This is a genomic window from Aquimarina spongiae (assembly GCF_900141785.1).
GTDB classification, from domain to species: domain Bacteria; phylum Bacteroidota; class Bacteroidia; order Flavobacteriales; family Flavobacteriaceae; genus Aquimarina; species Aquimarina spongiae.
In genome coordinates this window covers 92,356-116,082 of sequence record NZ_FQYP01000003.1, presented here as the reverse complement: position 1 = coordinate 116,082, position 23,727 = coordinate 92,356, and the positions used below count along the sequence as shown (strand labels likewise).

21 protein-coding genes are annotated in these 23,727 nt (G+C 36.8%); 17 read left to right on the top strand and 4 right to left on the bottom strand.

From position 1 onward, the window contains the following. The first annotated feature begins 62 nt into the window (after nt 1-62). The 7 genes from rlmN (at nt 63) to dnaG (ending at nt 10,736) form a co-directional block, all read left to right on the top strand. Nucleotides 63-1,103 carry a dual-specificity RNA methyltransferase RlmN gene (rlmN, locus tag BUE24_RS07930; RefSeq protein ID WP_073315472.1) on the top strand — a complete coding sequence of 347 codons (1,041 nt, stop codon included), beginning with the start codon at nt 63-65 and terminating at the stop codon, nt 1,101-1,103. Nucleotides 1,104-1,191: 88 nt separating this feature from the next. Beyond that, nucleotides 1,192-2,169 carry a polyprenyl synthetase family protein gene (locus BUE24_RS07925; RefSeq protein ID WP_073315471.1) on the top strand — a complete coding sequence of 326 codons (978 nt, stop codon included), beginning with the start codon at nt 1,192-1,194 and terminating at the stop codon, nt 2,167-2,169. 156 nt (nt 2,170-2,325) lie between these two features. Continuing rightward, the gene (locus BUE24_RS07920) at nt 2,326-2,895 is read left to right on the top strand and encodes an RNA polymerase sigma factor (protein WP_073315470.1); all 570 of its coding nucleotides are present in this window, start codon (nt 2,326-2,328) and stop codon (nt 2,893-2,895) included. After that, nucleotides 2,876-3,709, top strand: coding sequence for a hypothetical protein (locus BUE24_RS07915; protein WP_073315469.1), 834 nt, complete (start codon nt 2,876-2,878; stop codon nt 3,707-3,709). The genes BUE24_RS07920 and BUE24_RS07915 overlap by 20 nt, the downstream gene beginning before the upstream one ends. 74 nt (nt 3,710-3,783) lie before the next feature. Further along, the gene (locus BUE24_RS07910) at nt 3,784-4,854 is read left to right on the top strand and encodes a coiled-coil domain-containing protein (RefSeq protein WP_073315468.1); all 1,071 of its coding nucleotides are present in this window, start codon (nt 3,784-3,786) and stop codon (nt 4,852-4,854) included. 531 nt (nt 4,855-5,385) lie between these two features. Then, a complete protein-coding gene (locus BUE24_RS07905) occupies nt 5,386-8,643 on the top strand; it encodes a fibronectin type III domain-containing protein (RefSeq protein WP_073315467.1) in 3,258 nt (1,085 codons plus the stop codon). Nucleotides 8,644-8,771: 128 nt separating this feature from the next. Next, entirely contained in the window at nt 8,772-10,736 is a 1,965-nt protein-coding gene (gene dnaG, locus BUE24_RS07900; RefSeq protein WP_073315466.1) for a DNA primase, read from the top strand. Here the strand turns inward: dnaG and BUE24_RS07895 are convergent. Next, complete coding sequence (locus tag BUE24_RS07895; RefSeq protein WP_073315465.1) at nt 10,733-11,365, bottom strand: response regulator; 633 nt, start codon at nt 11,363-11,365, stop codon at nt 10,733-10,735. The two genes, dnaG and BUE24_RS07895, sit on opposite strands and share 4 nt — an antisense overlap. A gap of 141 nt (nt 11,366-11,506) precedes the next feature. Further along, a complete protein-coding gene (gene nadE, locus BUE24_RS07890; RefSeq protein ID WP_073315464.1) occupies nt 11,507-12,295 on the bottom strand; it encodes an NAD(+) synthase in 789 nt (262 codons plus the stop codon). Nucleotides 12,296-12,493: 198 nt separating this feature from the next. Here nadE and gldB point away from each other — a divergent pair, with 198 nt between their 5' ends. Genes gldB through BUE24_RS07875 form a run of 3 tightly spaced genes read left to right on the top strand, consistent with a single transcriptional unit; the run spans nt 12,494 to nt 14,219 of the window. Further along, the gene (gene gldB / locus BUE24_RS07885; RefSeq protein ID WP_073315811.1) at nt 12,494-13,462 is read left to right on the top strand and encodes a gliding motility lipoprotein GldB; all 969 of its coding nucleotides are present in this window, start codon (nt 12,494-12,496) and stop codon (nt 13,460-13,462) included. Continuing rightward, nucleotides 13,462-13,800: a gliding motility protein GldC gene (gene gldC / locus BUE24_RS07880; RefSeq protein ID WP_073315463.1), complete on the top strand. Its 339-nt coding sequence runs from the start codon at nt 13,462-13,464 to the stop codon at nt 13,798-13,800. Before gldB ends, gldC begins: the two co-directional genes overlap by 1 nt. 44 nt (nt 13,801-13,844) lie before the next feature. Beyond that, entirely contained in the window at nt 13,845-14,219 is a 375-nt protein-coding gene (locus tag BUE24_RS07875) for a hypothetical protein (protein WP_073315462.1), read from the top strand. On the opposite strand, the gene yihA is transcribed toward BUE24_RS07875, so the two are convergent. Together yihA and BUE24_RS07865 are read right to left on the bottom strand one after the other, a co-directional pair. Further along, nucleotides 14,203-14,811 (bottom strand): ribosome biogenesis GTP-binding protein YihA/YsxC, encoded by a 609-nt coding sequence (gene yihA, locus BUE24_RS07870; protein ID WP_073315461.1) that lies wholly within the window; start codon nt 14,809-14,811, stop codon nt 14,203-14,205. The genes BUE24_RS07875 and yihA overlap by 17 nt on opposite strands. Nucleotides 14,812-14,827: 16 nt before the next feature. Then, nucleotides 14,828-15,598, bottom strand: a complete 771-nt coding sequence (locus BUE24_RS07865) for an alpha/beta fold hydrolase (RefSeq protein ID WP_073315460.1) — start codon at nt 15,596-15,598, stop codon at nt 14,828-14,830. A gap of 302 nt (nt 15,599-15,900) precedes the next feature. On the opposite strand from BUE24_RS07865, the gene mraZ reads away from it, so the two are divergent. From mraZ to murD, 7 genes are read left to right on the top strand one after another with little or no spacing between them, the layout of a single operon-like run. Next, nucleotides 15,901-16,365, top strand: coding sequence for a division/cell wall cluster transcriptional repressor MraZ (gene mraZ, locus BUE24_RS07860; RefSeq protein WP_073315459.1), 465 nt, complete (start codon nt 15,901-15,903; stop codon nt 16,363-16,365). Between the two features lie 56 nt (nt 16,366-16,421). Further along, nucleotides 16,422-17,327 carry a 16S rRNA (cytosine(1402)-N(4))-methyltransferase RsmH gene (gene rsmH, locus BUE24_RS07855; RefSeq protein ID WP_073315458.1) on the top strand — a complete coding sequence of 302 codons (906 nt, stop codon included), beginning with the start codon at nt 16,422-16,424 and terminating at the stop codon, nt 17,325-17,327. A 24-nt stretch (nt 17,328-17,351) separates the two neighbouring features. Then, nucleotides 17,352-17,651 carry an FtsL-like putative cell division protein gene (locus tag BUE24_RS07850; RefSeq protein WP_342039423.1) on the top strand — a complete coding sequence of 100 codons (300 nt, stop codon included), beginning with the start codon at nt 17,352-17,354 and terminating at the stop codon, nt 17,649-17,651. 3 nt (nt 17,652-17,654) lie between these two features. Beyond that, nucleotides 17,655-19,649 (top strand): penicillin-binding protein, encoded by a 1,995-nt coding sequence (locus tag BUE24_RS07845; protein WP_073315456.1) that lies wholly within the window; start codon nt 17,655-17,657, stop codon nt 19,647-19,649. Then, entirely contained in the window at nt 19,646-21,112 is a 1,467-nt protein-coding gene (locus BUE24_RS07840) for a UDP-N-acetylmuramoyl-L-alanyl-D-glutamate--2,6-diaminopimelate ligase (RefSeq protein WP_073315455.1), read from the top strand. Before BUE24_RS07845 ends, BUE24_RS07840 begins: the two co-directional genes overlap by 4 nt. Before the next feature lie 37 nt (nt 21,113-21,149). After that, nucleotides 21,150-22,379: a phospho-N-acetylmuramoyl-pentapeptide-transferase gene (mraY, locus tag BUE24_RS07835; RefSeq protein ID WP_073315454.1), complete on the top strand. Its 1,230-nt coding sequence runs from the start codon at nt 21,150-21,152 to the stop codon at nt 22,377-22,379. Next, nucleotides 22,380-23,714 (top strand): UDP-N-acetylmuramoyl-L-alanine--D-glutamate ligase, encoded by a 1,335-nt coding sequence (gene murD, locus BUE24_RS07830; RefSeq protein WP_073315453.1) that lies wholly within the window; start codon nt 22,380-22,382, stop codon nt 23,712-23,714. Nucleotides 23,715-23,727 lie beyond the last annotated feature (13 nt).

The following is a 23,727-nucleotide window of genomic DNA, read 5'->3' as shown; positions in this document are numbered from 1 at the left end:
AGGGTTTTTTGTTGTGAATAATATTTGTGTCGGTAGCACAATATCATTTACTTTTGCAAAATATGGCAGTAAAGAAAAAAGACATACGAGCATATACAAAAGATCAATTGCGATCTTTTTTTGAGGAACATGGAGACAAAGCTTTTCGTGGGAATCAGGTATATGAATGGCTTTGGAACAAAGGAGCTCATAGTTTTGATGATATGACCAATATCTCCAAAGCAACGCGGCTCATGTTGGAAGAGAACTTTGTGATCAATCATATTCGAGTAGATCAAATGCAGCGCAGTGCAGATGGTACCATAAAAAATGCAGTAAGATTGCATGATGGTTTGATTGTAGAATCTGTGCTTATTCCAACTCCTACAAGAACTACAGCTTGTGTTTCTTCTCAAGTAGGGTGTAGTCTGGATTGCAAGTTCTGCGCAACAGCACGTTTAAAAAGAATGCGTAACCTTAACCCCGATGAGATTTATGATCAAGTGGTAGCCATTGATAAGGAAAGCAAATTGTACTACAATCGTCCATTGTCTAATATCGTGTTTATGGGGATGGGAGAGCCTCTTATGAACTATAATAATGTGATTAAAGCAATTGATAAAATTACATCACCAGAGGGATTAGGAATGTCTCCCAGACGAATTACCTTGTCTACCTCTGGAGTGCCAAAAATGATCAAAAAAATGGCTGATGATGAAGTGAAGTTTAGGTTGGCAGTTTCTTTACATTCGGCTTTGGATGAAGTAAGAACGGCGATCATGCCTTTTAATGAGACCTTTCCGCTCACAGACCTTAAAGAAGCTTTAGAATACTGGTATGCCAAAACAAAAAGCAGAATTACTTACGAGTATGTAGTTTGGAAAGGTATCAACGACAAGAAAAAAGATATTGATGCACTAATTAGGTTTTGCTCTTACGTACCCTGCAAGGTAAATTTAATAGAATATAACCCTATTGATGATGGTGAATTTCAGCAAGCATCATCGGCTGCAATAGATCAATATATTTCTGCATTAGAAAATAAAGGGATTGTAGTAAATGTTCGTCGAAGTAGAGGAAAAGATATCGATGCAGCTTGCGGTCAATTGGCTAACAAATCTTGATTTTTCTTTATTAACACTATTAGGGTTTATCAAAAAACAAATTATACTATCTTCGTAGCAAATTTTAGTAGAACCATAATACTTCCTGTTGAAAGTTGTTGAGCAAATAAAACTGCCTATTATTGATGAAATGGAACTTTTCGAGAAAAAGTTTTCAGATTCAATGTCTTCAAAGGTGGCGCTCCTTAATCGTATTACACATTACATCGTAAACCGTAAAGGAAAACAGATGCGACCTATGTTTGTGTTTTTGGTTGCCAAACTGGTTTCCGGAGGAGAAGTAAACGAAAGAACTTATCGCGGCGCTTCGGTAATAGAATTAATTCATACCGCTACGTTAGTACATGATGATGTGGTGGATGATTCGAATCGTAGACGTGGTTTTTTCTCGATTAATGCACTATGGAAGAATAAGATTGCAGTTTTAGTAGGTGATTATTTGTTGTCCAAAGGGCTATTGCTATCCATTGATTATGGAGATTTTGACTTACTTCGAATTATTTCGGTAGCAGTACGGGAAATGAGTGAAGGAGAATTACTACAGATAGAAAAAGCAAGAAAACTAGATATTACCGAAGAGATTTATTACGAGATTATCCGTCAGAAAACAGCAACATTGATTGCAGCTTGTTGTGGCCTGGGAGCTTGTTCGGTTGTGCCAGAAACTGAGGATGTCGAAAAGATGAGAAAATTTGGAGAGCTTATAGGAATGGCATTTCAAATAAAAGATGATCTTTTTGATTATGGTGATACAGCTATCGGAAAGCCTACTGGAATTGATATCAAAGAACAAAAAATGACCTTGCCATTGATTTATACGCTCAACAATTGCAGTAAGGATAAAAGAAAATGGCTGATTAACTCTGTAAAAAATCATAATAAGGACAAGAAACGGGTAAAAGAGGTAATCGCGTTTGTAAAAGAAAGTGGTGGCTTAGAATATGGGATCAAAATCATGAATGATTTTAAGGATCAAGCCTTGTCCATTTTGTCCGAATATCCAAATTCTGATTACCGATCTTCACTAGAGCTTATGGTAAATTACGTAATTGACCGAAAAAAATAAATTATTTTTTAAAAATTTACTTACCTTTTAATCAGTAGTTTACATAGGTTTTTTGGTGTTTTTTTGTGATTTATCAAAAATAATAATGACATAGGCAACCATTTTATTTTCTTTGACGTCTATGCTAATAGAAGATCTAATTAATCACTCTTTACGTTGAAAGTAATTCAATTTTATAAAAGCGAAACGCAACTTATCAAAAAGGCCGCCAATCAGCAGCGGGATGCTCAGCATCAGCTATACACCAAGTATGCACCAAAAATGCTTAGTGTATGTAGGAGGTATGTTAAAGATATCCAGTTTGCAGAGGATGTTATGCTCAATGGTTTTTTGAAAGTATTCTTAAACCTGAATAAATTTAAGTTTGAAGGAAGTTTTGAAGGTTGGGTACGAAGAATTATGGTTAACGAATCGATTTCATTTTTAAGAAAAGAAAAGAAAATTTTCTTTACCGAAGAAATGCCAAATTATAAAGAAGAGTCCTGGAATAATATCAATACAGAATTAGAAGTAGAGCAAATTCAGGAATTAATTGATGGTCTTCCAGAAGGATATAGAATGGTGTTTGTATTGTATGCTGTAGAAGGGTACAAACATAGCGAGATTGCAAAAATGTTGGAGATTTCAGAAAACACATCGAAATCACAATTGTTTAAAGCAAGAAAAATGCTACAGCACAGAGTGAACCAACAAAATAAATTAAGTAATGGCGCCATTGAAATTTGAAGATAATATAAGAGAGAAGCTCGAAGAACGCGCTATAGAACCTACAGTAAGTTCTTGGGAGAAGTTAGCGTCTCAACTGGATGTACACGAGGCCAAGAAAAGAAAAAAAGATAACAAAATCTTATGGTACAGTATAGCAGCTGTTTTTGTAGGAGTATTAGTGATAACAGCCGTATGGAGAAACAAAAGTCTTTCGGAAGAACCTAATAAGATAGAAATTGTAGATAGAAGTGATGAGATTTTGAAAAAAGACCAAACAGAAATCACACTTAATGAGCAAAAGGAGAAGGAGATTATTCCCGTAGAAGAGAAGAAGGACGAAACAGTAGCCATAGAAAAGAAAAAGTCTGAAGCAATTTCTGTAAAAAAACAACTTGCTGTAGACAATAAAGTAGCTGAGGCTGCCAAAAATAATGGTACTAAAGTAAAAGACACTTTTGAAAAAGTTGATCGAGTCGATTTAAACAAACAATTTGATACTAAAGAAGCTGTAGCAGGGACTTTAAATGAAAAAGAGGTTTTACCTGTAGATGCCAATGTAATAGAGGAAAAAATAGCAGACGTATTAGCACAGGTAGATGAGCTCCAAAAAGATCAAAACGAAGTTACCGAAGAGGAGATCAACCAGCTATTGCGTAACGCACAACGAGAAATAACATCACAAAGAATATTAAATTCTAATACGGTTAGTGCATCGGCACTTCTGCAAGATGTAGAAGAAGAAATCGATGAAACTTTTAAACAACGAGTTTTTGAAGCGCTTAAAACTGGTTTTAAGAAAGTAAGAACTGCTGTAGCAGAGCGGGAAAATTAAGAATCATTCATCAATCAAGTTCTGCATAATCCCTTGATAAAAAGGGATTGTGCAGAATATCAAAATCAATTTAAATGAAGACATTAGTTACTATAGCTACAATCGTAGCCATGACATGTATTGCCCAGTTTTTGGGGGCGCAAGAAACCATAGACAATACAAAAATTGGAAGATTAAAACAGCAAAAAGAGCAAATTATCACTGCAGAAAAAGAGGCGCTTAAAGAAGAGGTAGAGTCGATAAATAAACGGTTAGAGAATAACGAAATTACCAAAGCAGAAGCACAAAAATTAAAAGAAGAAGCGGCCAAAGTTCATGCTTTAAATATCGAAAACGGATTGGCTATTTTGGATAATCGAATTGCACTTTTGGAGAGAAATGGAGACGAATTCCTCGGGACGGATACCGAAAAACTAGAAATTGGATTGGGAGCCAAAGATTTGGAAGATGGAGATATTTTGTTTGGAATTCAGATTAAAAACGTAAAAGAGAAAGAAATAAAATATGACCGAAGAACCACATCAGATCTGGTAGTAGCTTTTGGATTGAATAATGCTATTGCAGAGGACCAGTCTTTAGATGATCTTGATTATAGGATTGCAGGAAGCCGATTTTTTGAGTTAGGTTGGGCCTGGAAGACAAGAGTATTTAAGAATACTAATTTCCTAAGGTTTAAATATGGAATCTCTTATGTGTCAAATGGGTTAAAACCTACAGGAAACCGATATTTTGTAGAAAATGGTAATCAAACCAATTTAGAAGAGTTTCCTGTAGAGCTAGATAAGTCCAAGTTTAGAATGGACAACATTGTGGTGCCTGTGCATTTTGAATTTGGTCCTTCGAGGGTAAAAGAAACCGAAAAAAGTATTAGATATTATACCGCTCGAAAATTTAGAATCGGAATTGGAGGATACGTAGGAGCAAATATAAGTACTCGTCAAAAACTGAAATTCAAAGAAAATGGCGATAAGGTAAAGGATAAGATCAAAAGAGATTACAATACTAGTGATTTAATTTATGGGGTAAGTTCATATTTAGGTTTTGGAGATATGTCTTTTTATTTAAAGTATGATATCTCTCCGGTTTTCAGAAACGCTGAAATTGAGCAAAATAATGTATCCCTTGGATTGCGATTCGACCTTTAATCGATTAATATTATCGATGAACTATCTTAGTAGTTAGAAACCAGTGAAATTAAACCTTTAAAATATTTTTAAAATAGTTATTAGACATTAGCAAATGTTCTCACGGGGAAAGAGTGGTTTTTTTGAGGCCACTCTTTTCTTTTTTTGTTGGCAGTATTTTTCTTACATATTGCTAATTCTGGGCTTCCCAAAGATTTGTTAAGTTAGTACATGTTTATGAAAAAGTATTTGTTAAATAATATACTAATATACATCAATCTGTTATATATGTAAATTTGGAAATAAAGCCTCATTAAGAGTACGGTTTTAGCACAATTATTTGATTGTAAGTATTTTATGACATCTTATTTTTTTGTTTCTAGGCGAATTATTCTATATTTAACAATGTCATAATTGAAGTAATTCTTCACGATAATTATAAACGAGTTTTATCTTTTATTCAACCTAAAAACAAATCTTCAAAATTGCACTCATTTAAATCATTTTATACTAATTATAATTCACACAAACAATTAATCAAATTTCACACACATGAAAACAAAACTCTTTTATGTAACACTATTTACTTTATGTAGTTTTGGGCTATTTGCTCAAAAAGGAGCCCCGATGAAAGCCAGTACTGTTGGTAAAGCGGCCTACGTAAGAAGTATTCCTGCTATCGCAGAAATGGATAACGTAATTTCAGCAGAAGGATTTGCACATGTTGCTCCTCCTAAAATGCGAGGTACTAATACTTTTGTACCTGGTAAAGGATTTCAACCTGCAGGTGGTATCGACCCTCTTGTAGCCAAGCAGAAAAATGCCACAAAAATGGCTACCACTTCTCCTTTGGCATCCTTTGATGCTCATATCGGAACTGTACTGAATGATGCAACTGGTGCCATTGGGCCAAACCATTATGTATATGCATTCAACTCTGGTTTTGGTATTTTGGATAGAGCAGGTAATGTGCTTGTTCCAGAGGCTTCATTAGGAACTATCTTTCCGGGAGAAACGCTGGGAGATCCTATTGTAGTATTTGATAATTATGCAGATCGCTTTATTATCATGCAATTTAGTAATACTCCAAATGGAATCCTGATTGCTGTAGGGCAAGGACCAGACCCTGTAAATGACGGTTGGTTTACTTACCGATTTAATACAGGATCATTCCCAGATTATGAAAAACTATCAATCTGGAGCGATGGATACTATATCACTGCAAACAAGGATCAGAATAACCCTAGTGGTAATGATGTAGTATTTGCGGTAGAAAGGGATAAGATGTTGGTAGGAGACGCAAGTGCAGGATTAATTGGTTTCCCTCTTCCAGGAGCAGAAACTAACGGATTCTATAGCCCAGGTGGATCTCACTCTACAGGACCTAATTTACCTCCGGTAGGTGTAGGACATTCTATTTTGTATTTACAGGATGATAGCTGGACTGGAATCTCTCAAGACCATATCAAAGTATGGACAACTAATGTAGATTGGACAAATCCTGCAAGTTCTACGATTTCACAGCCACAAGAAATAACAACTACACCATTTGATAGTGTATTTGATGGTGGATCATTCCAAAACTTAGATGAGCCAGGTAACGGACCAGATATTGATGCATTACAGGCAACTATGATGTATATGACAAACTACAGACGTTTTGGTACACACAACTCTATTGTATTAAACTTTGTAGTGGATTTGGATGGTACTGATAGTTTAGCAGGTATCCGTTGGTACGAATTAAGACAAACTGGAGATGGACAGCCTTGGACTATTTTCCAGGAAGGAACATATGTACAGCCAGATGGTCTTAGTGCTTTTTGTGGAAGTATTGCACAAGATGCTCAAGGAAATATAGGATTAGCATATACTGTTGTAAGTAGCACTGTATTTACTTCTTTAAGATTTACAGGAAGATTAGCTAGTGATCCGCTAGGAACGATGACAGCTGCCGAGCAAGTTTCTGCAGATGGAGATGCTCAAAACAACAGAGGAGATGGACGTTACGGAGACTATGGTCAAATTACTATTGACCCTACAGATGACTTAACGTTCTGGCATATTAGTGAGTATATGAAAGGGCCAGCGCCAAACGTAAGAAGAAGTCACGTGGTAGCTTTCAAAATAGAGCCTGATACTCCAGATACTGAGGCACCAACTGCTCCTACTAATTTAGCAGCTTCCTCAGTAACAGAATCTTCACTTACTTTAAGTTGGGATGCTTCTACAGATAATATCGGTGTTACTTCTTATGATGTGTATCAGGATGGAGCTGTAATCGGTTCTTCTGCAACAACAAACTTTGATGTTTCTGGATTAACTGCAAGTACCTCTTATGATTTCTTTGTAATTGCAAAAGATGCAGCCGGAAATGAATCTCCTGCAAGTGCAACATTAACAGTAACCACTGCGGACCCAGATGTAGAGGCTCCTTCTATACCAGCTAACTTAACGTCTTCTAATTTGGCTGCAAATCAGGTTACTTTAAGCTGGGATGCTTCTACAGATAATGTAGGAGTTACAGAATATGATGTTTTACAAGACGGAGTAGTAGTAGCTACAGTGGCTGGAACAACAGCTACGGTTTCAGGATTAACTCCGCAAACAACATACGAATTTACAGTATTGGCTAGAGATGCAGCTGGTAACGAATCTGATGTAAGTAGCCCACTTCGTGTGACTACACCAGAAGCTACTGGGTGTTTAAATGGAGTTAGTACTCCTTATGGAGAAGGATTTGAAACTGGTATCGGAGCATGGACTCAGGATAGTGGTGATGATCTTGACTGGATAAGAGATGCCAATGGTACTCCATCTAGAAATACAGGACCAGCTAGCGCGGTAGAAGGTTCATTCTACTTATACGTTGAAGCATCTGGAAACGGAATAGGGTACCCTAACAAGCGTGCAATTATTACATCTCCATGTATTGACCTAGGGCCAGCTACAGAGGCTACATTTTCTTTCAAGTACCATATGTTTGGAGCTAACGGATTCGGTTCATTAGATCTTGAGGCTAGTAATGACGAAGGTGCAACTTGGACAAGTATCTGGAGCAGAAGCGGAAACCAAGGTAACTCTTGGCAGACGGCTACAGTAGATCTTGCTGCATATTTAGGTACAGGAGTTCAATTGCGATTCAACCGTTTAACAGGAACAACCTGGAGAGCAGATGCTGCAATTGACGATATTTCGCTTATTACTGATGGTGGATCTGGTAGCGGTTGTGTATCTGGAGACTTAACATTGAGCATTACCTTCGATAATTTCCCACAAGAAACATCTTGGGAGGTTACTGATTCTAGTGGTGCTGTTGTAGCATCAGAAAGCTACTCTACTGCAAACCCTGATGGTTCTACAGTAACTGAAACTATCAGTGGATTAGCTGATGGAGATTATACGTTTACAATCTTTGATTCTTTCGGTGATGGAATCTGTTGTGGATTTGGTAGCGGTTCTTATGCATTATCAAGCAGTGCAGGTACAATTGTTACTGGAGGAGAGTTTACTAGTTCTGAAGCGACTACATTCTGTGTAGAAGGTGGAGCAAGATCTGTAGACACATATCCATTATCTGATGTAGGTGATGAGTTATTTATGGTATTCCCAGTTCCAACAAGTGATATCTTAAACATTTCTGTAGGTAAAATACCTTTAGAAAATGTTGAGATCTTCTCAATGTACGGACAAAGAGTATACCAAGGTAAAGAGGCACAGATTAATGTAAGTTCTTTCCCTGCAGGAACGTATTTCGCAAGAATTACTGGTCCTGAGGTTATGAAAACAAGAAAATTCACTATAGAGTAATTTTAGAATAATTAACCAACTTAAAAACCTGGTAGTTTCGGCTGCCAGGTTTTTTTATTTTAGTATGGATCTAAATGGTGTCTCAAGAATTATATTATTTTTGTTGGACACAAAAAGGAGACCCTTTCATGATCCATAAAGCCACCGTAGATGCTGTATTTGAAGCTGCTCGTGTAGAGGAGGTAATTGGAGATTTTGTTCAATTAAAAAAGGCTGGGAGTAATTTTAAGGGACTCAGCCCTTTTAGTGAAGAAAAGACCCCTTCCTTTATGGTTTCGCCAGTAAAGCAAATCTGGAAAGATTTTTCGAGTGGTAAAGGAGGGAATGTTGTAGCTTTTTTGATGGAGCATGAGCACTTTACTTACCCCGAGGCTATTAAATATTTAGCCAAAAAGTATAATATCGAAGTAGAGGAGACCGAGCAGACCGACGAACAAAAACAGCAAGCAGACGAGAGAGAAAGTATGTTTTTGGTAAGCGAATTTGCCAATACATTCTTTCAAAATTCATTACACAAAACAGAGGAAGGCAAGGCAATAGGGCTTACGTATTTTAAAGAGAGAGGTTTTACCGAGGATACCATAAAAAAGTTTAGTCTGGGGTATTCTCCTAACTCATGGGATGCGTTTACCGCAGAGGCTATTAAAAAAGGGTATAACCTGGATTATCTTGAAAAAACAGGATTGACCATTGTAAAAGAAGAGAAGCAATTTGACCGTTTTAAAGGGCGTGTCATGTTTCCTATCCAATCTATGTCGGGTAGAGTTCTGGGTTTTGGAGGTCGAATCTTATCTAATGAAAAGAAGGCTGCAAAGTACCTCAATTCCCCAGAAAGTGATATCTATCATAAGAGTAAGATTTTGTACGGTATTTCTCATGCCAAACAGACGATTGCCAAAGAAGATAATTGCTATTTGGTAGAGGGGTATACCGATGTGATACAGTTCTATCAGACTGGGATCAAAAATGTAGTGTCTTCTTCGGGAACAGCTTTGACTACCGATCAGATTCGATTGATTAATCGACTTACCAAAAATATCACCGTTTTATTTGATAGTGATGCAGCGGGTATGAGGGCATCTATTCGCGGGATTGATTTGATTTTGGAGCAAGGGATGAATGTGAAAGTATGCAGTTTCCCAGAAGGTGAAGATCCTGATAGTTTTGCAAAGCAAAATACATTAGAGGAGCTTACTACATATTTGGAAGAAAATGCTCAGGATTTCATCAGTTTTAAGGCCTCTTTATTGCAACAAGAATCCAAAGATGACCCCATAAAGAAGGCGGAGTTGATTCGGGATATGGTGACCAGTATTTCTAAGATTCCTGATGTAATTAAGCGTGAAATATACGTTAGAGAGTGTTCACGCATTATGGATATTTCTGAAGAGGTGCTTTTTGATACCTTAGCTCAGATCCGTAATGTGGATATCAAAGACCAGCGGAAACAACAAAAGCAATCTCAAAAATCGATGGAGGTAGTAAAACCTGCCACCGAAAAACCTCAAAAAGTAGATAGGCAGCATTTGTTGGAAAGAAGTATTATCGGAGTGTTGTTGTTATATGGTGCACAAGAGGAAGAATTTGAAGATATGATGCTAAAGGAGAATGAAGATGGAGAGCTAGTGATGGAGCCAGAAGTACATACTGCCAAAGTTTTTGAAAAGATATACCTGGATCTTCAGGAAGATGAGATAGAATTTGCTCACGATAATTTTCAAGAGATCTATGGAGCTATTATCAATCAGTTACATCAAACCGAAGAATTTAAGGTAGATGTTTTTGTAAATACAGTTTCTCCTGAAATTGCTTCAGAAATCACCGAGATATTGATGAATGAGGAGAAGTATAAAATTGATCGTTGGCATGATAAAGAGATACATGTTAAGCTCAAAAAACATTCCGTGTCTCAATATGTAAACGACATTATCCTCAATCTTAGAGGCCATCTGGTAGGTAAGAAAATAGAGGAGTTAAAAGAGTCCTTAAATAGTCCAGAAAACAACGAAGGTAACCACGATATCTTATCGGATATCAGTGATTACCTTTATCTTAGAAAAATATTATCTGATAAGTTAAATAGGGTGATTTAACTTATGTGTAATAGCCTCGACTGATGAATTAAATCAGCAAGATTATCTACTTTCAACTTTTTTAATAGTCGCGTTTTGTAAGTGCTTACAGTTTTTTCGTTGATAGATAGTGTTGTGGCAATATCCTTGTTTCTTTTACCAGAGGATAAAAGATTGAGGACTTCAATTTCTCTCGAGGATAGTTTTTTATATTTCACAACCATGTTGTTTTCATTGGCGTTACCATTTGCAAGTTGCTGAGTTAGATTATCATTAAGATATATTCCTCCTCTGGCAACACGCTCGATAGCCTTTTTTAACGTCTTGGTCGGAACGGTTTTAGAGAGATATGCAGAGGCGCCTGCTTTAATGGCACTCAAAGCATACATTTCTTCTGGATGTGAGCTAAAAATAATTACTTTTATTCCGGTAAATTCTTTTTTGATGGTTCTTAAGGCCATAATTCCGTTGATCTGCGGAAGGTCCAACTCCATGATAAGTACATCTGGAGTATTAGACTTCAACACATCATACATTTCGTTTCCATTGCTCACTTTGCCAATGATCTCATAATCTTCCGAATTGCGAAATAAAGAAACGATCCCCTTCCTAGTAATTGGGTGATGATCAGCGATTAGTACGGTTGTCATTCTTGTTTACGATTGTTAATGTTATTTTAATTTTAAGAGTTTAACATTCTCAGGCTAGGGGTAATTCTTAATCTTACTGCAAAATTACTAAGAACTAGCCCTCGTAAACTTTTTTTTATTCATTTATCGACAAAGTGTTGATTATAATAGATTAACGGGTATTTTACAGACAGGTATGGGATTCATTTTATGCTGATTTACGGTATTTAATCGAATAAAAATCTTAAATACTTCTTGCTCTCTTCCTTCAAAATCTTCCGTTTTCTTTCCTTCATCTTTCATTTTCATTGCCCATTCCAATTCATCATAAGAGGCTCCAATTTGATCTTCATCACTACGGCTATCGCCGAATAATCCATCAGTAGGTGCTGCCACTTGAATAGATTCTGGTACACCAAGCACTTTTCCTATTTGATATACTTCGCTCTTTAATAAATCAGCAATAGGACCAAGGTCAACTCCTCCATCACCATATTTTGTATAAAAACCAACTCCAAAATCTTCTACTTTATTACCTGTACCTGCTACCAGATATTTGTGTAAACCTGCAAAATAATACAGCGTAGTCATTCGTAAACGCGCTCTGGTATTGGCAAGAGACAAATCAAGCTGTGCGCTGGGCTCAACCTCCGGAACTACAGATTTTATTTGCTCAAATACTGGAGTGAGATCTACTCTTGCGTCGGACACGTTAGGAAACCTTTCCTTTAATTGAGCAATATGTTCCTGAGCTCTGGTTACCTGACTTTGCGCCTGGTGTATTGGCATTTCGACGCATAGGGTTTTCAAACCAGTTTTTGCACATAGAGAAGAAGTAACGGCACTATCAATACCTCCACTAACACCAACAACGAATCCTGTAATATTAGCATTGTTAGCATATTCTTTTAGCCAGTTTGTAATGTGATCAATTACTTTTTCTGTTTGCATATCTTAGTCTTTTATTTGAAATGTAATGAATAAAGAAAATTCGTGTTAATAAATTAGAGTACGAAAAGGTTAAAATAGGAACAAACTATAGTGAATAGATTGTAAATCGATATATTACCTTTGCGGTCATAAAATTAATAAAAAAAGATGGCGTTCTACAGGAATGGAAATTATTTGAAAAGTTCTCTGAATTTGGTTATGAAAAGTTTAAAATTTTTAAAATGTGCCCTCGTATTTTGTGTTTTATTCTCTTGTAACAAAGAAAGTAAGATCGAAAAGGAAATCGAAAAAATACCGGTTAAAATTACGATAGAACGATTTGATCGTTTATTTGCAGATGTAGATGAAGAAAATTTATCGGATCTGAAAAGAGATTTTCCGTTCTTATTTTCAGCCAAGTATGCGGATAGTGTTTGGTTAAAAAAAGCAAAAGATACGATTCAGCAAGAAGTCAATCGAGAAGTAGAAAAGGCGTTTCCAGATCTTACCGCAGAGATAGATGAACTTCATTCCTTGTTTCAACATATTAAGTTCTATTTTCCTGAAATCAATGTGCCTAGAGTTATTACTATAACCTCTGATGTGGATTATAGAAATAAAGTAGTCATCTCTAAGGATTTATTGATTATTTCGTTAGATACCTATCTTGGTGCCGATCATCATTTCTATGAGGCGATCCAAAAATATCTGAAAAGAAACTTTATACGTGAACAAATTATAGCTGATGTTGCAGGAGCGTATGCCAAAAATCAAGTGGGACCCATTCGTGAAAGAACATTTTTGGCCAATATGATTTCTTTTGGGAAAGAATTGTATCTCAAAAACCTTTTCCTTCCAGAAACCGATGATGCGGTAAAATTAGGGTATACCAAAGAGCAGTTCAATTGGGTTCAGGATAACGAAGAGCCCATTTGGCGATTTTTTATAGACAAACAATTGTTGTATAGTACCGATAGTAGTTTAATGCCAAGATTTTTGTATCCAGGGCCTTTTTCCAAGTTTTATTTAGAAGAAATCGATAAAGAAGCACCAGATAAGGTAGGTCAATTTATAGGATGGCAAATTGTTGCTTCATATATGAAAAATAACAGCGTATCTTTGCGCCAATTATTATTGGCAGATGCCGAAACAATTTTTAACAATTCAAAATATAAACCAGCACGATAATGACGAGCGCACATACTTCAGAAATAAAGATAGATGTAGAATTAGACGAGAATCGTATTCCAGAAAAGTTGCATTGGACAGCTAAGGATGGGGGAGTAGAAAATGAAGAAACAAAGGCGGTATTGCTGTCGGTTTGGGATAGTGCAAACCAAGAAAGTCTTAGAATAGATTTATGGACCAAAGATATGCCGGTAGACGAGATGAAAGTGTTTTTTCATCAAACTCTAGTGTCTATGAGTGATACTTTTTTCAGAGCTACACAAGACGAGAAAATGGCAGCAACCATGAAGGACTTTTGTGATTATTTTGCAGAAAAATTAGAGTTGAAACAACAGTAGTTCGAAATGTTTTTCTGGTTAGTCAGACTAATACGATAAAAACATTGAATAAGACATTACTTTTTGTTTATAATGCGCAGTCTGATTTATGGAGCAAATCTCTCGATATTGCGCATAAGATCATCAGCCCTGCTACCTATAATTGTGAGCTCTGTGCGCTTACGCATGGTAATTTTTCAGAAAGAAAAGTGTGGGCTGCCTTCAAAAATAGTACTGATTTTCAGTTTGTCTTTATGTATAAGGATGAGTTTTTGAAACAATATGGTGAGGACTTAGGATTTGAATTTCCTATAATACTTGATAGTGATCACAAAGAACAGCTAGAAGTAGTTTTGGATGCACAACGCTTAAAACAATTTAGCTCGGTAGAAGAACTTATTGAAGTACTGCAAGGCTATATGATTACTGTGAATTCTTAAGTTGATTGTTGATATCTTCGATGTAATTGAGTACTTCATCTTTACCCATTCCTGAAGATGATGATGTAATGAAGTAATTAGGCATTTCTTCCCAGTATTGCAGCATGGTCTGGATATAGTTATTGATCTGTACAGGGAGCTTGTTTTTTGATAGTTTATCGGCCTTAGTGAAGATAATAGAAAACGGTATCTGATTTTCTCCTAACCATTGCATGAATTCCAAATCTATTTTTTGAGGTTCATGACGGCAATCTACCAAAACAAATGCGCTAACCAATTGGGTTCTTTTTGAGAAATACGCGGTAATGAATTTCTGAAAGACTTTTTTGGCTGATTTGGACACACGCGCATATCCATAACCAGGTAAATCTACCAAAAACCAAGTTTTGTTAATGATAAAATGATTGATCAACTGCGTTTTACCTGGTCTTCCCGAAGTTTTTGCTAAACTTTTTCGGTTGGTCAACATATTGATCAAAGAAGATTTTCCAACATTCGATCTGCCGATAAATGCATACTCAGGGAGTTTTTCTTTTGGGCATTTAGCGACATCGCTGTTACTTATCACAAATTCAGCGCTGCTAATCTTCATGGTCGTAGGGTTAGAATTAGAATTTTCGTTCTTTCAACCAATCGTGAAGTAATCGGTTAAATTCATCTGGATGCTCCATCATTGCTGCGTGTCCACATTTATCAATCCAATAGAGATCAGAATCAGGTAGTAAACGATTAAAATCATCGGCAACTTCTGGAGGAGTTACATTGTCATTTTTACCCCAGATAATACACGTGGGAGTGTGCATGTTGGGTAAGTCTTTTGCCATATTATGGCGAATTGCACTTTTGGCAATTGCCAAAGTTCGGATTAGTTTATTTCGATCGTTAACTGTGGCATATACCTCGTCAACAATTTCTTTGGTGGCTATGGCAGGATCGTAAAACACATTTTCGGCTTTAGCTTTAATGTATTCATAATCACCTCGCTTTGGGTAGCTTTCACCCATGGCGCTCTCATAAAGACCAGAGCTTCCAGTAATAACTAACGCCTTTACTTTTTCCGGATACATTTTGGTGCATAGAAGTGCGATATGACCACCAAGCGAATTACCTAAAAGAATAACTTCTTTGTTGCCATACCCGAGATGATCAATAAAATCCTTAAGGTATTTGGCATAGGTGCTTACCTTGGTTTTTATCAACGATAACGTGTAAACAGGAAGTTCCGGAATTAAGACTTTGTATCCTTCTTTTGGGAAATAAGAACCAACGCCTTCAAAGTTGCTTAGCCCTCCCATCAAGCCGTGCAAAATGATTATTGGCGTGCCCTCTCCTAAATCCAGATAACTAAATTTTCCGTCTTTTTTTAATTCGTTCTTCATTAATACTTCTTACAAGAATTAAAGCAAATATAGCATTTTCATAATTAGTTTGGAGATTTTTTATCAATACTACAGAATGAATTTTTACAATTCTTTTTTTCATGCATTATTTGAGTCTCATGCATGAGGAATACAAGATTTACTTGACTTTTTGTTAGTGCCCTGATAAACAAAAAATTAAAGTTTTTGGCTTTCCGAATTCCCCGTTTTAAAGAATAACTTATCAACAATGTGGTAAAATGTGGTAAAAAGTGGTAAATTTTTCAATATATTTGAATAATTAAACGTTTAAGGGAATTGAAGTGGTAAACCTAATCGGCACATACGAATGTAAGGCAGACGCTAAGGGACGTCTTATGATGCCTGTTGCTTTCAAGAAGCAGCTTTCGCCTGTGTTGCAAGAGGGTTTTGTTTTGAAAAGATCTGTGTTTCAGCCGTGTTTGGAGTTGTATCCCATGGAAGAATGGAATCTTTTGATGCAAAAAATCAATAAGCTGAATCGCTTCAAGAAAAAAAATAATGACTTTATCAGGAGGTTTACTGCAGGAGTAAAGGTAGTCGAAATTGATAGTGCAGGTCGATTGCTGATACCCAAAGATCTGATCAATTTTGCCGAGATCACCAAAGAGCTGGTGTTGTCTTCGGCGGTTAATATCATTGAGATTTGGGATAAAGATAAGTATGAAAAGGCAATCGATGATAGTGCAGATGATTTTGCAGACTTGGCAGAAGAGGTGATGGGCTTTGATGATGATATGGAAGACTAAAGGTCTAGTGAGAGAACTTTAAAGGATTAAGTGCTTTAAGAATAGTTGTGGAAGAAATGGAACAAACTGAATATCATAACCCTGTTTTGCTGAAAGAAACTGTCGATGGTCTCGATATCAAACCAGAGGGAATATATGTAGATGTGACTTTTGGTGGAGGAGGGCACTCCAAAGAGATTTTGAAAAGACTTGGAGAAAACGGAAAGTTGTTCGCATTTGATCAAGATCCAGATGCCTTAGAGAATGATATTAAGGATGAAAGATTTACACTGATCAATGAAAACTTTCGATTTATCAAGCGATTCTTGAGATTCTATGGGGTGAGAAAGGTAGATGGGATTTTGGGGGATTTTGGAGTTTCTTCTCATCAGTTTGATGTCGCAGAAAGAGGTTTTTCGACACGCTTTGAAGGGGATTTGGATATGAGGATGAATCAAAAGAAAGAGGTGTCGGCCTATCATGTGATTAATGAGTATGAGGAAGTGGATTTGAGAAGAGTCTTCTTACAATACGGAGAGTTAAGAAATGCGCCAAAACTAGCTAGGGTAATAGTAGGTGCTAGGTCTAGTGAAAAGATAAAAACAAGCTCGATGCTTAAAGAGGTTTTGAAGCCACTTTTGCCGAGGCATAAAGAGAACAAAATATTGGCTCAGATTTATCAGGCGATTCGTATTGAAGTAAATGAGGAGATCGAAGTGTTGAAAGAGTTTTTGGAACAAACTGCAGAGCTTTTGGATGAAGGAGGAAGAATCAGTTTAATCTCCTATCACTCACTCGAGGATAGATTAGTAAAACGTTTTATCCGAAACGGAATGTTTGAAGGGGAACCAGAAAAGGATTTGTATGGTAATGTGTCAGTTCCATTTAAGAAAGTAGGTGGGTTGATCATACCTTCAGAAGAAGAAATTAAAGAAAACAATAGGGCACGAAGTGCTAAGCTAAGAATAGCAGAAAGAATTTAAGCGAGTAGGATTGTGAGACAAACCATGTATGACATATTAAAAGGAAAGTTTTTGATCGCAGACGATGCGATGAAGAACTGGCGTATGTTGCTGTTTCTTTCCTTGTTGGCTATTGTAATGATCGCTAGCTCACATAATGCAGAAAGTAAAGTACATGAAATTGCAAAATTGAATAATGAAGTAAGAGAATTGAGAACACAATTTGTTGACGGCAAAACAGAATTGATGCGATTGAAGATGGAGTCTTCAATTATAAAAAAAATGACACGAAAAGGGTTGAAAAGACCAACAAGTCCACCAAGGAAGATAATTGTAAAAAACTAGAATTTGGCGATTAAAGAAAAAAACATATTAAATCGGTTGTATTTCATTGCGGCATGTATGTTCTTCTTTGCCTTAGCTGTTTTGGTGAAGTTGGTCAATATTCAGTTTGTAGAAGGAGATGTATATCGTCAAAAAGCGCAGGATCGAGTGTTTAGGACTTTCGATATTCCAGCAAATAGAGGGAATTTATATGATAGTAAAGGGAATCTGCTAGCTACTTCTGTTCCTAAGTATGATATACGATTTGATGCCTTAACGGTTACTGATAAGGATTTTAGAGCGAATATTAAACCTTTGTGCGAAGCACTTTCCAAAGAATTCAATAAACCAGTTTCTTACTACGATAAGTTGATTAGAACAGCAAGAGCTAATAAGAACAGGTATTTGCTGATTCGAAGAGGACTTGGATATTCAGAATATATGAGGGTGAAAAAGTTTCCTCTGTTTCGATTTGGTGCTAATAGAGGCGGATTAATCGTAGAACAACGAACAGTAAGAGAGCATCCTATTGGTAAAATAGCCGAACGTACAGTTGGGTACGAAAGAAGAGATGATCAAGGATATTACACCAGAGTTGGATTAGAAGGAGCTTACGGTCCGTTTTTGCGCGGGAAAGAAGGAAAGCGCAAAAAACAGAAGATAGCAAAAAACCAATGGAAACCTATTGGGGATGCTAATGAAGTGGAGCCACAAGACGGATACGATGTGGTTTCTACTATTGATGTAAATATCCAGGATATCGCACATCATGCTTTATTGGCACAATTAGAAGATTTTGAAGCAGAACACGGTACTGTGGTGGTTATGGAAACCAAAACAGGAGAGATCAAAGCCATTTCGAATTTGGGAAGAACCAAGGCGGGGAAATATTATGAAAAATTAAACTATGCGGTAGGAGAATCTCATGAGCCAGGTTCGACATTCAAATTAATGACGATTGTAGCAGCGCTAGAAGATGGTAAGATTGATTCTAGTTATGTGGTGGATACCGAAAAAGGGCGTGTTAAATTTTATGATCGTGTAGTGAAGGATTCAAGATGGGGTGGTTACGGAAAAATTTCTATGGCAAAAGCTTTTGAAGTGTCTTCGAATACAGCTTTTGCAAAAATGATCAATGAAAATTATAAGGATAACCCTAGAAAATTTGTAGATAGATTGATCAATATGGGACTTGCCGAAACGTTGGGGGTTTCGATCAAAGGAGAAGGAGTGCCAAAAATACCATATCCAGGTGATGATGATTGGTATGGTACCACATTGCCTTGGATGGCGCATGGTTATGGTGTGGCAATTACTCCATTGCAAACTTTAGCTTTTTATAATGCGGTTGCAAATGATGGCGAGATGGTAAAACCAAGATTTATCAAAGAGGTTAAAACATGGGATAAAACCAGAGAACGATTTGATAAAGAAGTGTTGAATCCAACGATCTGCTCAAAGAAAACAGCCAGAATCGTCCGCGAGATGATGAAAAATGTGGTAATGAGAGGTACAGCAGACAATATCAAGACAAATAATTTCATGATTGCAGGAAAAACGGGAACCTGCTGGGGGAATTATGGTAAGGACAAAGAGAGAGAATACATCTCTTCGTTTGCTGGGTATTTTCCTGCAGACAAGCCTATTTATTCTTGTATTGTGGTAATACATAAACCGAATAAGGAAAAAGGATATTACGGTAGTGAAGTAGCGGCTCCTGTTTTTAAAACGATTGCTACCAAAATATACAATGATATTCCTGTGATTGATGAAGTGCCATATCTGGTAGAGGAAAGCAGTACGGTAACCAAGAGTTATGATGCGTACTACGAAAAGGCTCAAAAATACAAAACTATAATGCCGAATGTAAAAAACATGCCAGCAATGGATGTGATTTCACTATTGGAAAATATGGGACTCAAGGTCGAAATAAAAGGATCAGGAAAAGTAAGAACACAGTCTATAGCTCCGGGAACCAAAGTGCAAATAAATCAAACTGTTAAGCTCGAATTATCGTGATAGAACTAAAAGACATTTTATATAAAGTGGCAATCGATACCGTGGTAGGTGATACTTCTGTAAGTATTGAGAAAATTGAGTTCGATTCTCGTCAGATCGGGAAGGGTGATTTGTTTGTGGCGATCAAAGGAGTAACAGTAGACGCTCATAAATTTATTGATACTGCGATTCAAAAAGGAGCAGTTGCTGTTATTTGTCAGAAACTGCCGGAGCAGAAAACAGATGGTGTTACTTATGTAAAAGTAGAGGACTCCCAATCGGCCTTGGCTATCATGGCGGCCAATTACTATGGTTCTCCTTCAGAGAATTTAAAATTGATAGGAGTAACAGGGACCAATGGTAAAACTACAATTGCAACCCTCTTGTTTCAACTTTTTAAAAATGCGGGTTACAAGGTAGGCTTGCTCTCTACAGTGAAGGTGCTGGTAGATGAAGAAGAGTTTGCAGCAACACATACAACTCCAGATTCATTGACGATCAACAAATACCTCAAGCAGATGAACGATGCCGGTGTTGAGTTTTGCTTTATGGAGGTGAGCTCGCATGGTATCCATCAAAAACGTACCGAAGGTTTGTCGTTTGAAGGAGGGATTTTTACAAATCTATCTCATGACCATTTGGATTATCATGATACCTTCAAAGAATACCGTGATGTAAAGAAAGCATTTTTCGATGGTTTATCGGCCACAGCTTTTGCACTGACAAATAAAGATGATAAGAATGGAGAGTATATGCTTCAGAATACCAAAGCCAAAACATATAGTTATGCTTTGCGTTCGTATGCAGACTTCAGAGGGCAAATTTTAGAAAGTAGCTTAGAAGGATTGTTGTTGAAATTTAATGATCATGAAGTTTGGGCAAAGCTAATCGGAAGTTTCAATGCCTATAACCTGCTGGCAATTTTTGCCACGGCGGAATTATTAGGGTTAGAGACCCTAGAGACCTTGCGATTGATGAGCGACCTGAAAAGTGTGAGCGGAAGATTTCAGTATTTGATTTCTGAAGACATGAAAATCACAGCCATTGTAGACTATGCGCATACGCCTGATGCTTTGAAGAATGTTTTGGAAACGATCAACGATATACGTACCAAAAATGAAACATTGATCACTGTTGTGGGATGCGGAGGTGATCGTGATAAAATGAAAAGACCAGTAATGGGTAATATCGCTGCCAAATTAAGTAATAAAGCAATTTTTACGAGCGATAATCCAAGAACCGAAAATCCGGATCAAATCATAGAAGATATAGAAAAGGGAGTAGAACCTCAGGACTATAAAAAAACATTGTCAATAACCGATAGGAAACAAGCGATCAAAACTGCTTGCCAGCTAGCAGAGAGAGATGATATCATCCTTATTGCAGGAAAAGGGCATGAAACCTATCAAGAGGTAGATGGGAAACGATTTGATTTTGATGATTTTAAAATTGTAAAAGAAGAATTAACCAAGCTAAATAAATAAACCCACATGCATCGAGATGTATGAGAGATAGAAACTTATGTTATACTATTTATTCGAATATTTAGAAAACCAATATCAGTTCCCGGGGGCTTCCTTATTTCAGTTTATTACGTTTAGGGCAGCCATGGCGATTATATTGTCACTGCTGATTTCTACCATCTATGGTAAGCGAATAATTGCATTCCTGCAAAAGAAGCAAATGGGAGAGACTATCCGAGAACTAGGGTTAGAAGGACAGGCTCAAAAGGCAGGGACTCCGACTATGGGAGGTGTGATTATTATACTGTCTACTTTGGTTCCGGTATTGCTTTTTGCTCGATTAGATAACATTTATGTACTTCTGCTTATCGTTACCACCATATGGATGGGGATTATAGGGTTTACGGATGATTTTTTGAAAATAAAAAGAAAAGACAAAGAAGGATTAGCGGGTAAGTTTAAGGTGATTGGTCAGGTTGGTCTTGGACTTATTGTTGGGTGTACGATGTATTTTCATAACGATATAACAGTAAGGCAAGAAAAGGTAAATGCAGATACAGAACAGGTGGTTGTAGATGGAGAGCAATCTGATTTCAAACCTGCGGTAAAATCGACTAAAACTACAATTCCTTTTTTTAAAAATAACGAATTCGATTATTCGGATTTGATCACTTGGATAAGCCCAGATCTAGCCAAATATGCATGGTTGATCTTTATCCCTATTGTGATTTTTATTGTGACCGCAGTGTCCAACGGAGCAAATTTGACTGATGGTATTGATGGATTGGCAGCGGGTTCCTCGGCCATTATTGTACTTACACTAGCCTTGTTTGCCTGGGTGTCTGGTAATATCATTTTTTCAGATTACCTGAATGTGATGTATATCCCCAATTCAGGAGAAATGACGATTTATATCACCGCTTTTGCAGGAGCTTTGGTTGGATTTTTATGGTATAATACCTATCCAGCACAAGTGTTTATGGGGGATACGGGAAGTTTGACTATAGGAGGTGTAATTGCAGTGATTGCAATTGCTATTCGCAAGGAGTTTTTGATACCAATTTTGTGTGGAATATTTTTTATCGAAACCCTGTCGGTTATGATGCAGGTGAGTTGGTTTAAATATACAAGAAAAAAATATGGTGAAGGGAGAAGGATTTTCTTGATGTCTCCATTACATCATCATTATCAAAAGAAAGGGATACATGAGAGTAAGATCGTAGCTAGATTTTGGATTGTGGGTATTGTACTGGCAATTATAGCTGTGATCACTTTAAAAGTAAGATAGATGAAACGATTGGTGGTATTAGGAGCTGGAGAAAGTGGAGTAGGAACTGCAATCTTGGGGAAGAAAGAAGGATTTGAGGTATTTGTTTCTGATAAAGGAACAATCGCCGATACGTATAAAGACGTTCTTATAAATTTTGAAATCGAATGGGAAGAGCAACAACATAGCGAGAATAAAATCTTGAATGCTGATGTAGTCATGAAGAGTCCAGGGATACCAGACGGAGTTCCTTTAATTCAAAAACTACATGAAAAAGGAGTTGAAGTGATTTCTGAAATCGAATTTGCATCTCGATATACGGATGCTCAAATGATTGGGATCACCGGGAGTAATGGTAAAACCACCACAACTATGCTTACTCATCATGTGTTGAAACATGGTGGCTTAACGATAAATATGGGAGGTAACATTGGGGATAGTTTTGCAAAGCAAGTGGCAGAAATGAATACTCCTTATTATGTGTTAGAGATTAGCAGCTTTCAATTAGACGGGATCATCAATTTTGCGCCACATATTGCGATTTTGACCAATATCACTCCTGATCATTTGGATCGATATGACAATAAGTTTGAGAACTACATTGCCTCAAAATTTAAAATTGCGATGAATCAAACTGAGGAAGATTATTTCATATATGATGCAGATGATGAAGTGATCACAACCTATTTGGAGCAACATCCGGTTCGATCAAAATTATTGCCTTTCTCTTTAACTAGAAAGGTGGAGAATGGAGCGTATTTAGAAAACGAAAACATTAACATACTAATAGATAACAACAAAGTAATCATGCCAACATCAGATTTAGCATTAAAAGGTAATCACAACGTAAAAAACGCAATGGCGGCTGCTACAGTAGCGCAGTTATTGAAGATCAGAAAAACAACAATTAGAGAGTGTTTAGAGAATTTTCATGGAGTAGAACATCGGTTAGAAAATGTACTAAAGATCAATAACGTTCAGTACATCAATGATTCGAAGGCTACCAATGTAAATGCAACCTTTTATGCTTTAGATGCTATGAAATCGTCTACGATATGGATAGTTGGTGGAGTAGACAAGGGAAATGATTACTCAGAGTTGTATCCGTTGGTCAACGAAAAAGTAAAAGCAATCATTTGCTTGGGAGTAGATAATTCCAAAATTATCAATGCATTTGGGAATTGCGTAGATAATATTACAGAAACGCAATCTATGAAAGAAGCAGTGAATCTTGCATACAAAATAGCTGAGAGAAATGATAACGTATTGTTGTCGCCAGCTTGTGCAAGTTTTGACCTATTTAAAAATTATGAAGAGAGGGGAAGGCAGTTTAAAGAAGCGGTTAGAGAATTATAAGAATATAGGATTA

What these genes read in the sequence shown, in the direction of transcription:
- BUE24_RS07895 (WP_073315465.1), bottom strand. Translation starts at nt 11,365, where the DNA reads ATGACAACCGTACTAATCGCTGATCATCACCCAATTACTAGGAAGGGG.
- mraY (WP_073315454.1), top strand. Translation starts at nt 21,150, where the DNA reads ATGTTATACTATTTATTCGAATATTTAGAAAACCAATATCAGTTCCCG.
- BUE24_RS07865 (WP_073315460.1), bottom strand. Translation starts at nt 15,598, where the DNA reads ATGAAGAACGAATTAAAAAAAGACGGAAAATTTAGTTATCTGGATTTA.
- BUE24_RS07850 (WP_342039423.1), top strand. Translation starts at nt 17,352, where the DNA reads ATGTATGACATATTAAAAGGAAAGTTTTTGATCGCAGACGATGCGATG.
- BUE24_RS07915 (WP_073315469.1), top strand. Translation starts at nt 2,876, where the DNA reads ATGGCGCCATTGAAATTTGAAGATAATATAAGAGAGAAGCTCGAAGAA.
- BUE24_RS07905 (WP_073315467.1), top strand. Translation starts at nt 5,386, where the DNA reads ATGAAAACAAAACTCTTTTATGTAACACTATTTACTTTATGTAGTTTT.
- yihA (WP_073315461.1), bottom strand. Translation starts at nt 14,811, where the DNA reads ATGAAGATTAGCAGCGCTGAATTTGTGATAAGTAACAGCGATGTCGCT.
- BUE24_RS07910 (WP_073315468.1), top strand. Translation starts at nt 3,784, where the DNA reads ATGAAGACATTAGTTACTATAGCTACAATCGTAGCCATGACATGTATT.
- rlmN (WP_073315472.1), top strand. Translation starts at nt 63, where the DNA reads ATGGCAGTAAAGAAAAAAGACATACGAGCATATACAAAAGATCAATTG.
- gldB (WP_073315811.1), top strand. Translation starts at nt 12,494, where the DNA reads ATGAAAAGTTTAAAATTTTTAAAATGTGCCCTCGTATTTTGTGTTTTA.
- murD (WP_073315453.1), top strand. Translation starts at nt 22,380, where the DNA reads ATGAAACGATTGGTGGTATTAGGAGCTGGAGAAAGTGGAGTAGGAACT.
- gldC (WP_073315463.1), top strand. Translation starts at nt 13,462, where the DNA reads ATGACGAGCGCACATACTTCAGAAATAAAGATAGATGTAGAATTAGAC.
- nadE (WP_073315464.1), bottom strand. Translation starts at nt 12,295, where the DNA reads ATGCAAACAGAAAAAGTAATTGATCACATTACAAACTGGCTAAAAGAA.
- dnaG (WP_073315466.1), top strand. Translation starts at nt 8,772, where the DNA reads ATGATCCATAAAGCCACCGTAGATGCTGTATTTGAAGCTGCTCGTGTA.
- rsmH (WP_073315458.1), top strand. Translation starts at nt 16,422, where the DNA reads ATGGAACAAACTGAATATCATAACCCTGTTTTGCTGAAAGAAACTGTC.